The sequence below is a fragment of the Streptomyces sp. NPDC057253 genome (assembly GCF_042669125.1).
GTDB lineage: Bacteria > Actinomycetota > Actinomycetes > Streptomycetales > Streptomycetaceae > Streptomyces.
Window position 1 is genome coordinate 46,125 of record NZ_JBHUXV010000053.1, and the last position, 13,194, is coordinate 59,318.

The 13,194-nt window shown below is 70.5% G+C and carries 10 protein-coding genes and 1 other RNA gene; 10 read left to right on the forward strand and 1 reads right to left on the reverse strand.

Annotated features, from left to right (window positions below; genetic code table 11):
- The first annotated feature begins 321 nt into the window (after nt 1-321).
- From ACFULQ_RS26780 to ACFULQ_RS26795, 4 genes are all read left to right on the forward strand, one after another.
- The gene (locus tag ACFULQ_RS26780) at nt 322-2,025 is read left to right on the forward strand and encodes a serine/threonine-protein kinase (protein ID WP_383548196.1); all 1,704 of its coding nucleotides are present in this window, start codon (nt 322-324) and stop codon (nt 2,023-2,025) included.
- 105 nt (nt 2,026-2,130) lie between these two features.
- Nucleotides 2,131-3,384 carry a serine/threonine-protein kinase gene (locus ACFULQ_RS26785; RefSeq protein ID WP_383548164.1) on the forward strand — a complete coding sequence of 418 codons (1,254 nt, stop codon included), beginning with the start codon at nt 2,131-2,133 and terminating at the stop codon, nt 3,382-3,384.
- 544 nt (nt 3,385-3,928) lie between these two features.
- Nucleotides 3,929-5,032, forward strand: coding sequence for a peptide chain release factor 2 (gene prfB / locus ACFULQ_RS26790; RefSeq protein WP_383548166.1), 1,104 nt, complete (start codon nt 3,929-3,931; stop codon nt 5,030-5,032).
- 292 nt (nt 5,033-5,324) lie between these two features.
- Complete coding sequence (locus tag ACFULQ_RS26795) at nt 5,325-5,972, forward strand: hypothetical protein (protein ID WP_383548168.1); 648 nt, start codon at nt 5,325-5,327, stop codon at nt 5,970-5,972.
- 106 nt (nt 5,973-6,078) lie between these two features.
- Here ACFULQ_RS26795 and ACFULQ_RS26800 read toward each other — a convergent pair whose 3' ends face one another.
- Nucleotides 6,079-6,270 carry a hypothetical protein gene (locus tag ACFULQ_RS26800; protein ID WP_383548171.1) on the reverse strand — a complete coding sequence of 64 codons (192 nt, stop codon included), beginning with the start codon at nt 6,268-6,270 and terminating at the stop codon, nt 6,079-6,081.
- A 236-nt stretch (nt 6,271-6,506) separates the two neighbouring features.
- Here ACFULQ_RS26800 and ftsE point away from each other — a divergent pair, with 236 nt between their 5' ends.
- The 6 genes from ftsE to ACFULQ_RS26830 all read left to right on the forward strand — a co-directional run.
- A complete protein-coding gene (ftsE, locus tag ACFULQ_RS26805) occupies nt 6,507-7,196 on the forward strand; it encodes a cell division ATP-binding protein FtsE (protein ID WP_007382424.1) in 690 nt (229 codons plus the stop codon).
- Nucleotides 7,197-7,238: 42 nt separating this feature from the next.
- Nucleotides 7,239-8,156 (forward strand): permease-like cell division protein FtsX, encoded by a 918-nt coding sequence (gene ftsX / locus ACFULQ_RS26810; protein WP_383548174.1) that lies wholly within the window; start codon nt 7,239-7,241, stop codon nt 8,154-8,156.
- 68 nt (nt 8,157-8,224) lie between these two features.
- On the forward strand, nt 8,225-9,397 hold the full coding sequence (locus tag ACFULQ_RS26815; RefSeq protein WP_383548177.1) for a S41 family peptidase: 1,173 nt from the start codon (nt 8,225-8,227) through the stop codon (nt 9,395-9,397).
- A gap of 83 nt (nt 9,398-9,480) precedes the next feature.
- Nucleotides 9,481-10,023 carry an SsrA-binding protein SmpB gene (smpB, locus tag ACFULQ_RS26820; RefSeq protein ID WP_383548180.1) on the forward strand — a complete coding sequence of 181 codons (543 nt, stop codon included), beginning with the start codon at nt 9,481-9,483 and terminating at the stop codon, nt 10,021-10,023.
- A 101-nt stretch (nt 10,024-10,124) separates the two neighbouring features.
- Nucleotides 10,125-10,511, forward strand: a transfer-messenger RNA (tmRNA) gene (gene ssrA, locus ACFULQ_RS26825).
- A 223-nt stretch (nt 10,512-10,734) separates the two neighbouring features.
- On the forward strand, nt 10,735-13,194 hold a 2,460-nt coding region (locus ACFULQ_RS26830), incomplete at its 3' end, for a ricin-type beta-trefoil lectin domain protein (protein ID WP_383548183.1).

A 13,194-nucleotide genomic window follows, 5' to 3' on the forward strand; every position in this document is an offset into this window, starting at 1 on the left:
TGCTCGGACGCGGACATCCCCACCCCGCACGAGCACCATCGGCCAGTACTGCACGCATCCTCGCACCTGCCACTGACAACACGCCCGCCGCCCGAGGGCAAGTGATCTTGATTGGTCAGCTCTGCCCCCAAAAGTGCCTGACCAGTGCCGCGCCGACGATCACTTGAGATCGGTCACGTCAAGGTCCGGCAACCGGGAGACCCGGACGGAGCGTCTTCCTGTCGAACGTGCCGGGGAACGCATACGTAGTGCCGTGGGGAGCGGCACTACAGTGGGTCGGAAGTGGGTCGGAACGACAGCAAGCAGCAGGGAGTGCATGACGTGCGGCCGGTAGGCAGCAAGTACTTCCTCGAGGAGCCGCTCGGACGCGGTGCCACGGGGACCGTCTGGCGAGCCCGCCAGCGGGAGACCGCGGGCGCCGAGGCAGCCGTCGCGGGACAGCCGGGCGAGACCGTCGCGATCAAGGTCCTCAAGGAGGAGCTCGCGAGCGACCCGGACATCGTGATGCGGTTCCTGCGCGAGCGCTCCGTGCTGCTCAGGCTGACCCACCCGAACATCGTGCGGGTGCGCGACCTGGTCGTCGAGGGGGATCTGCTCGCGCTGGTCATGGACCTCGTCGAGGGTCCCGACCTGCATCGCTACCTGCGCGAGAACGGCCCGTTCAGCCCTGTCGGCGCCGCCCTGCTCACCGCCCAGATCGCCGACGCGCTCGCCGCGAGCCATGCCGACGGCGTGGTCCACCGCGACCTCAAGCCGGCCAACGTGCTGCTGCGGCAGTACGGCGGCCAGATGCACCCCCTGCTGACCGACTTCGGCATCGCGCGCCTCGCGGACTCCCCGGGCCTGACCCGGACCCAGGAATTCGTCGGCACGCCCGCGTACGTCGCTCCCGAGTCCGCCGAGGGCCGTCCGCAGACCTCCGCGGTCGACATCTACGGCGCCGGAATCCTGCTGTACGAGCTGGTCACCGGCCGTCCGCCGTTCGCCGGCGGCTCCGCCCTCGAAGTCCTGCACCAGCACCTGAGCGCCGAACCGCGCCGCCCCTCCACGGTCCCCGATCCGCTGTGGACCGTCATAGAGCGCTGTCTGAGCAAGAACCCGGACCGCCGTCCCAGCGCCGAGAACCTCGCGCGCGGGCTCCGGGTCGTCGCCGAGGGCATCGGGGTGCACGCCAACTCCGCGCAGATCGCCGCGGCCGAGAACGTCGGCGCCCTGCTGCTGCCCGACCCGGACCCGGCGGCCGTCCCGGACACGCCGGGCGCCGCCGACCCGACGCAGGTGCTGCCGAACGGCGCCGGTGCCGTCGACCCGAACGCCGCGACCAGCTTCCTGCCGCACACCGGCGCCGGGAACCCGGTCGGCGCCGCCGACCCCACCGCCGTACTCCCGACGAACCGGGGCGCGGCCGACCCGACCGCCGTCATGCCGCCGGTGCCGCCCGGACAGCCGGGGCAGTACGGCCAGCAGGGGCAGCAGTCCGGTGGGCCCGAGGATCCGCACCCCTGGCAGAACCAGCTGCGCGCGGCCCGGGACCGCAACGAACAGACGCAGGTCCAGTACCTCGACCCCAGCGAGGACCCGCTGCGCCGCCGCCCCCAGCGGCAGGTCGCCAGGCCGCAACAGCAGCAGCCGCCGCAGCGCCAGCAGCAGCGGCCCCAGCAGCGTCCGCCGCAGGGGGGCGGTTACGGCCGTCAGCAGCAGCCCCAGCCTCAGCAGTACGCCCCGCCGCAGCCCCAACCGCAGCGGTACGCGCCCCCGCCGCAGCCCGAGCGCCCCGCGCGTGAGCCCCGGCAGCCGCGGCAGCGCAGCGCCAACCCGATGAAGATCCCGGGTCTGGGCTGCCTCAAGGGCTGTCTGTTCACGATCGTCATCCTGTTCGTCGCCAGCTGGCTGATCTGGGAGCTGAGCCCGCTCCAGGAGTGGATCGGCACCGGCAAGAGCTACTGGCAGCAGCTCGGGGACATCGTCGACACCGTGAGCAACTGGATCGGAGATCTCGGCGGAAACTCCTCAGGTCAGCAGTAACTCTGGGGATTTGTCGACACCCAGCGGGTGATTTCCGTCTCCGCGGTGAAGGTTGGCTCCCACGACGCGTAGCTTTGGCGACAACACGCGTCTGTAGGAGCAGTCTTGGCACGGAAGATCGGCAGCCGGTACACCGCCAACCAGATCCTGGGGCGGGGCAGCGCCGGCACGGTGTGGCTGGGCGAGGGTCCCGAGGGGCCCGTCGCCGTCAAGATGCTGCGCGAGGACCTCGCGTCCGACCAGGAACTCGTCGGCCGGTTCGTGCAGGAGCGCACGGCGCTGCTCGGCCTGGAGCATCCGCACGTGGTCTCCGTACGGGACCTCGTGGTCGACGGCAATGACCTCGCGCTCGTCATGGACCTGGTCCGGGGCACCGATCTGCGCACCCGGCTGGACCGGGAGAAGCGGCTCGCGCCCGAGGCTGCGGTGGCGATCGTGGCGGACGTCGCCGACGGACTGGCCGCCGCCCACGCGGCCGGGGTCGTGCACCGGGACGTGAAGCCCGAGAACATCCTGCTGGACATGCAGGGCCCGCTCGGGCCCGGCGGCGCGCACCCGGCCCTGCTGACCGACTTCGGCGTGGCCAAGCTCATCGACTCGCCGCGCCGGACCCGGGCCACGAAGATCATCGGGACGCCGGACTACCTGGCGCCGGAGATCGTCGAAGGGCTGCCGCCCCGCGCCTCCGTGGACATCTACGCCCTCGCGACCGTTCTGTACGAGCTGCTCGCGGGCTTCACCCCGTTCGGCGGCGGGCACCCGGGGGCGGTGCTGCGGCGCCATGTGACCGAGACGGTGGTGCCGCTGCCCGGGATCCCCGACGAGCTGTGGCAGCTGATCGTGCAGTGCCTGGCGAAGGCCCCGGCGTCCCGGCTGCGCGCCTCCGAGATGGCCGTGCGGCTGCGGGAGCTGCTGCCGCTGCTGGCCGGGATGCCGCCGCTGGACGTCGACGAGCCGGACGCGGAGCTGGAGGACGAGCAGGACGGCGAGGGGGCCGCCCCCGCGACCGCCGAGCCGTCGGCCTCCGGGCGGCCGGCGCGGCGGGGTGCCGTACCCCTGGTGCCGGGCGCGAGGCCCGCCGACTCCAACCGGGACACGCACACGTCGATGAGGGTGCCGGCGCCCGACGAGCTGGCCGGGGGTGCGCTGGGCACCGCCCGGGTGCCGCGGGCCGCCGGGGCGCCGCGGCCGGGGTCCGCCCGGAACCGGGCGACCACGCGCCGGCGTCGGCTCGCCGTCGGGGCGGCGGCGGTGGTGCTGGTGGCCGCGGCGGGCGTCGGCGTGTGGGCGGCCACGTCGGGGGACGACGCCGGGGCGTCCCCCCAGGACACGAAGAACTCGGCACCGGCCTCGCCGTGAGCGGGCGGGGCCCCGGGGGGACGGCCTCGCCCTGAGCGGACCGGGGCTCCCGGGGCGACGGTCTCGCTGTGAGGCGGCCGGGGCTCCGGGGGACGACCGGGCGGCTTTGCGCTGAGGGGCGGGGGCTTGGGGGAGGTTCGAGCGGCCTTGCGCTGACGGGCGAGGGCTTCGGGGGTAGTCGACCGGTCTCGCGCTGAGCGGGCCGGGGCGGCTGAGCGGCCTTGCGCTGAGGGGCGGGGGTTCGGGGGGCGGCTGAGCGGCCTTGTGCTGAGGGGCGGGGGCTTCGGGGGAGGGCCGGGCCGGCTTTGCGCTGACGGGCGAGGGCTTCGGGGGGCGATCGAGCGGCCTCGTGCTGAGAGGCGGGTGCTCCCGGGGGACAGCCGACCGGCCTCGCCATGAGCGGGCCGGGGCTCCGGGGGACGGCCGACCGGCCTCGTGCTGAGAGGCGAGGGCTTCGGGGGACCGCCGACCGGCCTCGCCCTGAGGAGGCCGGGGCTGTCGGGGGCGACCGACGTCGGTTGCCACAGCCGTTAGGCTGGAGGGCGTGGCAGTCGTCGATGTATCCGAAGAGCTCAAGTCCCTCTCCTCGACCATGGAGTCGATCGAGGCCGTTCTGGACCTCGACAAGCTGAGGGCAGACATCGCCGTGCTCGAGGAGCAGGCGGCCGCGCCGTCCCTGTGGGACAACCCGGACGAGGCGCAGAAGATCACCAGCAAGCTCTCCCACCTCCAGGCGGAGGTGCGGAAGGCCGAGGCCCTGCGCGGTCGCATCGACGACCTCGGCGTCCTCTTCGAGATGGCCGAGGAGGAGGACGACCCGGACACCCGCGCCGAGGCCGAGTCCGAGCTCACCGCCGTCAAGAAGGCGCTGGACGAGATGGAGGTCCGCACCCTCCTGTCCGGCGAGTACGACTCCCGTGAGGCGCTCGTCAACATCCGCGCCGAGGCCGGTGGCGTCGACGCCGCCGACTTCGCGGAGAAGCTCCAGCGGATGTACCTGCGCTGGGCGGAGCAGAAGGGCTACAAGACCGAGCTCATCGAGACCTCGTACGCGGAGGAGGCCGGCATCAAGTCGACCACCTTCGCCGTGCAGGCCCCGTACGCCTACGGCACGCTCTCCGTCGAGCAGGGCACCCACCGGCTCGTGCGCATCTCGCCGTTCGACAACCAGGGGCGCCGGCAGACCTCCTTCGCGGGCGTCGAGATCCTGCCCGTGGTCGAGCAGACCGACCACATCGAGATCGACGAGTCCGAGTTGCGCGTGGACGTCTACCGGTCCTCCGGCCCGGGCGGACAGGGCGTCAACACCACCGACTCCGCAGTGCGGTTGACCCACCTCCCCACCGGCATCGTCGTCTCCTGTCAGAACGAACGGTCGCAGATCCAGAACAAGGCGACCGCGATGAATGTCCTCCAGGCAAAGCTGCTGGAGCGGCAGCGCCAGGAGGAGCGGGCCAAGATGGACGCCCTCAAGGACGGCGGCAGCTCCTGGGGCAACCAGATGCGCTCGTACGTCCTGCACCCGTACCAGATGGTCAAGGATCTGCGGACCGAGTTCGAGGTCGGCAATCCCGAGGCTGTGTTCAACGGCGAGATCGACGGCTTCATCGAGGCCGGAATTCGCTGGCGCAAGCAGCAGGAGAAGTAACTTTGTCGACTTGACCATCGCACTGCAACTGCCGCCCACCGGGCGGCAGTTTGCTTTATGTCTGGGTTTTACATCACACTCACAGACCGCTTTCCCCGGCAAAGAGCCCGTACTCGGACATCGCGCACGCAACGGCCTTGACGTTGCTTTGAAAAATGGGAAGGGTAAAGCGTGGCATGCGTATCTCTGGGGCGCATGTGAACCGGGGGACTTGAGTGCAGCTGCCTTCCTCCGTCGATCACGGCCCCGAGCGCCGCCTCATTGACGATGAGCTACTGGGGGTAGCAACCACATGACGAAGAAGACGCGGATCCGGATCGCGCGCATAGCCGCCGGTGCCGTGATCGCGGCCGGTGCCTCGCTGACCGCCGCCGGCGCCGCTTCCGCGCTGGAGATCAACGTGGGCGTGGGCGCCGATGGCGTCGGCGTGAACGTCGACACCGGTCTCGGCGACGACCCGACCGACCCCGGCACCGAGATCCCGACCGACCCGGGCACCGAGCTCCCCACGGACCCCGGCACCGAGGTGCCGACGGACCCGGGGACCACGCCGCCGGTCACCGAGGAGCCCACGGACCCGGAGGAGCCGCCCACCGAGGAGCCCACCGAGCCCGACGACCCCACCGAGGCCCCGTCCGACCCGGGCACCGGGAACGGGAACGGGAACGGCAACGGCAACGCCGGGGGCGGCGGCAACAACGCCGACCCCGACGGCGGTTCCGGTACCTCCACCCAGGAAGAGGGCTCCTCGGCCCTCACCGAGACCGGCACGGACACCACGTCCAACACCTCGGCCCAGGGCAACGGCAAGGAGCTCGCCGAGACCGGTGCCGGCCAGACCGCCTTCCTGCTCGTCGGTGCCGCCACGATGATCGCCGGTGGCATCGGCTTCCGCATCCTGCCGCGCCTCGCCGGCGGCCGCGGTGGCGCTGCCGCCTAGGAGTGACTCCCGGTAGTCGCACGCCTGCGTGACGTGCGGACGCCGTACGGCGAAGGGCCCGGAGCTGTCCGCTCCGGGCCCTTCGTCCGTCTATGGGGGAGACCGGCTAGGCGGTCTGGTGGGCCAGCAGGGCCACCGCCGCGATCAGGACCGCGAGCAGGGCGATGAGGGTCATGGGGTTCAGACCCGCGAAGTGGTTCTCCTGCTGCAGCCGCTCGCGGTTCGCCCGGCACACGGGGCACCGGCCCTCGCTCACGGGCGCCGCGCAGTTTGCGCACACCAGGCGGTCGTACGTCATGCGCGTCACCCTTCTTGCCGACTGTTCCGTACAGAAGAACGCTCCCGGATCGCAGAACGTTCCCTTCTCCACTGTGCCAGGTTCGCCCGGGGGCTGCCTGTGGGCTTCTGAAGAGTGGGATTCCAGGTCGGCACAAAACCGCCCAACCGATACGCAACCCGAACCGGCGCCTGCGCTCGCGCACCCGGTTCGCGTATGGTCACGCTCATCTACCCCCGGCCTACCGTGGTGCATCCGTGATCCGATTCGACAACGTATCCAAGGTCTACCCCAAGCAGACCCGCCCCGCACTCAGGGATGTCTCCCTCGAAGTGGAGAAGGGCGAGTTCGTGTTCCTCGTGGGGTCCTCCGGCTCCGGAAAGTCCACCTTCCTGCGGTTGGTGCTCCGTGAGGAGCGGACCAGCCAGGGGCAGGTGCACGTCCTGGGCAAGGACCTCGCGCGCCTCTCCAACTGGAAGGTGCCGCAGATGCGCCGCCAGCTGGGGACGGTGTTCCAGGACTTCCGCCTGCTGCCCAACAAGACGGTCGCGGAGAACGTGGCCTTCGCGCAGGAGGTCATCGGCAAGTCACGCGGTGAGATCCGCAAGTCCGTGCCCCAGGTGCTCGACCTCGTCGGGCTCGGCGGCAAGGAGGACCGGATGCCGGGTGAGCTCTCCGGTGGTGAGCAGCAGCGCGTGGCCATCGCGCGGGCCTTCGTGAACCGGCCCAAGCTGCTGATCGCCGACGAGCCCACCGGCAACCTCGACCCGCAGACCTCCGTCGGCATCATGAAGCTGCTCGACCGCATCAACCGGACGGGCACGACGGTCCTGATGGCCACGCACGACCAGAACATCGTGGACCAGATGCGCAAGCGCGTCATCGAGCTGGAGAAGGGCCGCCTCGTCCGCGACCAGGCACGCGGCGTCTACGGCTACCAGCACTGACCGCCGTTCGTAGAGTCCCCGGAAAGGCCTGAAGAACCCGCCATGCGCGCCCAGTTCGTACTCTCCGAGATCGGTGTCGGTCTCCGTCGCAATCTGACGATGACGTTCGCCGTCATCGTCTCCGTCGCCCTGTCGCTCGCCCTGTTCGGCGGGTCGCTCCTGATGAGCGACCAGGTCGGTGCCATGAAGGGCTACTGGTACGACAAGGTCAACGTCTCGATCTTCCTCTGCAACAAGAGCGACGCCGAGTCGGACCCCAACTGCGCCAAGGGCGCGGTCACCGAGGACCAGAAGAAGGACATCCTCTCGGACCTGAAGAAGATGTCGGTCGTCGAGACGGTCGTCCACGAGTCCCAGGACGAGGCGTACAAGCACTACAAGGAGCAGTTCGGCGACTCCCCGCTGGCCGCCTCCCTCACGCCGGACCAGATGCAGGAGTCGTACCGCATCAAGCTCAAGGACCCGGAGAAGTACCAGGTCATCGCGACCGCCTTCAACGGGCGTGACGGGGTGCAGTCCGTGCAGGACCAGAAGGGCATCCTGGACAACCTCTTCACCATGCTCAACCTGATGAACCGGGCCGCGCTCGGTGTGATGGCGCTCATGCTGATCGTCGCCCTGCTGCTGATCGTCAACACGGTGCGTGTCTCGGCGTTCAGCCGTCGGCGGGAGACCGGGATCATGCGGCTGGTGGGCGCGTCCGGCTTCTACATCCAGGCGCCGTTCATCATGGAGGCCGCCGTCGCCGGTGCGATCGGCGGTGGGCTCGCCTGTGTCTTCCTGGTCGTCGGCCGGTACTTCACCATCGACCACGGCATGGCCCTGTCCACCAAGCTCAACCTGATCAACTTCGTGGGCTGGGACGCCGTCCTGACCAAGCTGCCGCTGATCCTCGCCGCGAGTGTGCTGATGCCCGCGTTGGCCGCGTTCTTCGCGCTGCGCAAGTACCTGAAGGTGTGACGCATGCCAAGAGGGCCGTACGGTCAACCGGCCGTGCGGCCCTCTTGCGTTGTCCTAGACTCACCGGCATGTCAGGCCGTGACCTGTTCTGTCAGCCCCGCCGCATCCGCCGCGGGGCCGCCCTGACATTGGTGTTCGCGAGCGTCCTGGTGGCCGGCGCCGCCACCGGCGCGCTCCCCGACGCCGACCGGAGCGAGCGCAAGTCCTCGTCGGACGCGGCCCGTTCGGCGGCTCCCGCGGGCCACCACGAGGACGTGGCCGAGGCGGCCGCGCAGGCCATGGCCGACGGCAAGTCCCCCATGGAGGCCGCCGAGCGCGCCGTCAGCCGCAGCGGGGACCGCTGGGGTGCCGTGTACTCCCGGGGCGAGTACGAGGAGTTCGAGGAGGCCCTGGACGGCCAGTACACCGGCGTCGGGCTGTGGGCCCGGCGCGAGCAGGACGGCCGTATCGAAGTGACCAAGGTGAGCTCGGACTCGCCCGCGGCCGCCGCCGGGATCCGCCGCGGCGATCTGCTGCGCAGTGTCGACGGGGCCTCCGCCGACGGGCGGCCCGTCACCGAGGTCGTCTCCTTACTGCGCGGCGACGCCAAGGACGCGGCCGCCGGGACGACCGTACGACTGGGTCTTCAGCGCGGCACGCACGCGTGGAGCGAGACCCTGCGGCGGGCCCGGCTGTCCACGGACTCGGTCGGTGTGCGGGAGCTCGCCGGCTCGATCACCGTCATCAAGATCGACTCGTTCACCAAGGGCGTCGGGGACCAGGTGCGGGACGCCGTGCGGCAGGCTCCGGCCGACGGCGGGATCATCCTCGACCTGCGCGGGAACTCCGGCGGACTGGTCACCGAGGCGGTCGCCACGGCGTCCGTCTTCCTCGACGGCGGGCTGGTCGCGACCTACGACGTGGACGGGTCGCAGCAGGCGCTGCACGCCGTGGCCGGCGCCGCCACCGACAGGGCCTTGGTGGTCCTGGTGGACGGCGGGACGATGAGCGCCGCCGAGCTGCTGACCGGGGCGCTCCAGGACCGGGGGCGGGCCGTCGTCGTCGGGTCCCGGACCTTCGGCAAGGGGTCGGTGCAGATGCCGAGCCCGCTGCCGGACGGGGCCGTGGCCGAGCTGACCGTGGGGCATTACCGGACCCCGTCGGGGCGCGGGGTCGACGGCCGGGGGATCACACCGGATCTCGAGGCCGACGAGGGGGCCCTTCGCCAGGCCGAGACGGTGCTCGCCGGGTTGGGCGACTAGCGGCCGCTCTCCGCACCCCGTCGTTAAGGGCTGGCCCCGGACCCCCTTCCTGGTGCGAAAATGGCAGCACTATGAGCAAGGGAATGTACGTACCGAAGGAGTCCCAGCCCAAGCAGGGCGGGGCGGCCGCCAAGGCCAGGGACGGCGAGAAGGGCGGCAAGCGCAAGATCGTCGCCCAGAACAAGAAGGCCCGGCACGACTACGCGATCATCGACACCTACGAGGCCGGCCTGGTGCTCATGGGGACCGAGGTCAAGTCGCTGCGGGAGGGCCGCACCTCCCTGACCGACGGCTTCATCCAGATCGACCGGGGCGAGGCGTGGCTGCACAACGCCCACATCCCGGAGTATCACCAGGGCAGCTGGACCAACCACTCCGCGCGCCGCAAGCGGAAGCTGCTGCTGCACCGCGAGGAGATCGACAAGCTGGAGTCGAAGGCGCAGGAGACGGGTCACACCATCGTGCCCCTCGCCCTCTACTTCAAGGACGGCCGCGCAAAGGCCGAGATCGCGCTCGCGCGAGGAAAGAAGGAGTACGACAAGCGGCAGACGCTGCGCGAGAAGCAGGACCGGCGGGAGTCGGACCGGGCGATCGCGGCGGCGAAGCGGAGGCAGCGGGGCCAGTAGGGCGGCAGGTCGCCGGGAATACGGTGGCATCGGCGCGCGTTGGTCACGTACGATGGAGTCAACACCGGCCGCGGTCGGTGTGCTGATTGACAACACAACATGGGGATGATCGGTTTCGACAGCGGCTGTTGAAGCAGGGGAAGCGTGTCGAGGAAGCGGCAATGATCTCGTTAACCATATGTCGCAACCAATAATCGCCAATTCCAAGAGCGATTCCCGCGCCTTCGCCCTCGCTGCCTAATAAGCAGTGAGTGAAGGCCCTAACGGGTGTCAGCCCGGGGATGTTCCCGACCCGGACCCTGGCATAATCTAGGGGACTAAACCATCGAGCCCGGTCACGGGGTTCGATGGGAAATCAAACAGTGACTGGGCCCGTCGGCGACTTGTTCGCGTGATCGCCGGGGCCGAGAAAATCTCAGCGAACTGCACACGGAGAAGCCCTGATTCTGCACCGTTGGACGCGGGTTCGATTCCCGCCATCTCCACTCGTCCCTTCGGGGACAACCCCATGTTTTGCATACAGCGACGAAGGCCCCGCTGCTTCACGCCAGCGGGGCCTTCGTCATGTCCAGGGCTTCACACGCTGCTCACATTTTGCTCACATGTGACCTCGACGGCACTTGTCCTGCACGCGACAGATATGTCTATGGTGACCGTCGCGCCGCGCGGAGCAGACCACTCCGCCCCAGTGCGCCACGGGGAGGACACCACATGCCGAGAACTCGGCTCTTCACGCATGCCCGCAGACGGCCCGGGCTGCTCACACCACTGCTGACATCCGCGGTCGCCGCGGCGATGGTCGGCGCGATCGCCGTACAGCCGGACGTGCTCGGCCGGTACGCGGCCGACGACATGGCCACCGTGGCCGACTCCGGTGACAGCTACGACGGTTTCGACGCCAAGGCCGCCGAGCAACTCCGCCAGGACCAGTGCCTGCTGGGCGAGGCCTTGCGGATGGGCGGCCCCGCCATGTTCGGCGTCGCCCAGGACGGGCTGAACCAGACGCCGGACAAGCTGCACACCGCGGCCAACCGGTCGTACTGGGAGACCACTCCGCTGTCGACGGCGTTCAAGCAGGACAGGGATGCCGCGAACAAGGAGGGCTCCGCCCTCTACGACCACATCCGGGACTTCCAGATCTCCGGACTGCCCACGCCGTCCGGCTTCAAGTCGGTCGCCGACTTCGAGTGGCCGCCCGGCACGAGCGGCGACGACCGCCCCAACTTCTTCCAGCAGACCGGCATCTCCAAGTGGATCTGGGAGCAGTTCTGGAAGGACGAGGGCGACTTCTACCGCGACCTGACCCCGAAGGCCGACGACGCCGGCGTCAAGGCGGTCAAGGACCTGGGTGACCCGCTGTACGGCGGCGACCCCGACCCGCATGCGCCCAACTGGAATCAGGCGTACGAGGAGCACCAGGCCTACGACCACCTGGTGAACTGGTCGATGGAGCCGCCGTCCGCCGACAACGCCCGCCTCTTCCTGTCCTACGGCGGCTTCCCGCGCACCGCGCCCGAGCCCGGCACCGTCGAGTACCGCATCGCGGTGGAGGACCTGAAGTCCCGGTTCGCCTCCTGCGCCTGGCGGACTCCGGTCGACCCGAACAAGGCGCTCGGCAAGGAGGTCGCCGCCGCGTCCGCCGAGTGGCAGCAGGAGATCACCGCGCAGGCCGGCCCGCGCAACCAGATCCTGACCGCCAACTCCGGTGCCACCAAGGCCCTCGCCGCCGGTTCCAAGGCCATGGGCGAGCTGCTCGGGCTGTCCTGGCGCGCTGATCACCTGGTCCGCTGGCAGGACTACTGGTCGGCCGGCGGGCCCGGCTGGATCGGCACCAGTCCCTTCGTCGTGCACGCCCACGGGGCCTCCGACAAGTGCCTGGACGTGGCGGGCGGCAAGAAGGACAACGGCACGCCCGTGCAGATCTACACCTGCAACGGCAGCGCCGGGCAGAAGTGGCAGATCGACGGTGACCGCCTGGTCAACCCCAACTCGGGCAAGTGCCTGACCGTCAAGAGCGGGGCGAGCGCCAACGGTACGGCCGTGCAGATCTCCACGTGCGGCACCGGCGCCTCGCAGAAGTGGGAGTACGGCACCCACGGCACGACTCGGTTGTACAACCCGGGCACCGGCAACTGCCTCGACCTCGCCGACTACACCAACAGTCGTGACGGCCGCATGTGGGACTGCACCGGCAAGGCGCCGCAGCAGTTCGACATCGTCCCGTCCGGGCACCAGGGTGCCGACGACGACCTCGACTACCCGACCAAGGCGCAGTTCGACAAGGCGAAGCAGGGCGTCACGGCTGCCCAGACCGAGGCGAAGAAGCAGCTCGACCTGCTCAAGGCCCAGGCCACGACGGCGAAGACCGCCGCCACCACGTCGGACACCGCGCTGACCACGGCGTACGGCATCGCCGACAAGGCAGGGGCCCCGCGCGGTCGCGGCCTGCTCGTCGGGCAGCAGAAGGCGCAGGTCACCAAGGCATCGGCGGCCGCGCTGGACGCGCTCGCCAAGGCCGGTGACACCGCCTACGCGGCCACCCGTGCCGCCGCGGGCGACAGCGCCACCATCGCGTCCCGCGCGCTGACGCAGGCCGCCCAGTCGAAGGCCGCCTTCCGTACCGCGGCCGCGAACGAGGCCCGCGCCCAGGCGAAGGCCGCCGCCGACGCGGCCGCCGTACAGGCACAGACCGCGAAGGCCGCCCGCGACCTCGCGAAGGCCAAGCTCGTCGAGACGCAGAAGGCCGAGGCCGACGCGAAGGCGGCGGCCGCCGACGCGCACGCCAAGCGGCTCGCGGCGGAGGCCGAGGCGGCCACGGCGAAGGCGGAGAAGGAGACCGCCGCCGCCAAGCAGGCCGAGGCCGCGCAGCACAAGGAGAACGCGCAGGGCTACGCGAGGACCGCCGACGAGGCCAAGGGCCGGGCGGAGAACGCCGAGTCCACGGCCCGCGCCAAGCGGCAGGACGCCGAGGCCGCCCGGGACCGCGCGAAGGGCAAGCAGGACGACGCGTGGGACGCCGAGAGCCAGGCCAACGCGGCCCGGGCCAAGGCCGACGCCAAGGACGCCTACGCCGAGGCGCATGACTCGGAGTCCGACGCCACGGAGTCCCGCGCCGCCGCCGACCAGGCGGACAAGGCCGCCGACGACGCGGAGTCGGCCGCCCGTTCGGCC

Coding starts and splice junctions, on each gene's coding strand:
- ACFULQ_RS26795 (WP_383548168.1), top strand. CDS start 5,325: ATGACGAAGAAGACGCGGATCCGGATCGCGCGCATAGCCGCCGGTGCC.
- ACFULQ_RS26800 (WP_383548171.1), bottom strand. CDS start 6,270: ATGACGTACGACCGCCTGGTGTGCGCAAACTGCGCGGCGCCCGTGAGC.
- ftsX (WP_383548174.1), top strand. CDS start 7,239: ATGCGCGCCCAGTTCGTACTCTCCGAGATCGGTGTCGGTCTCCGTCGC.
- ACFULQ_RS26815 (WP_383548177.1), top strand. CDS start 8,225: ATGTCAGGCCGTGACCTGTTCTGTCAGCCCCGCCGCATCCGCCGCGGG.
- smpB (WP_383548180.1), top strand. CDS start 9,481: ATGTACGTACCGAAGGAGTCCCAGCCCAAGCAGGGCGGGGCGGCCGCC.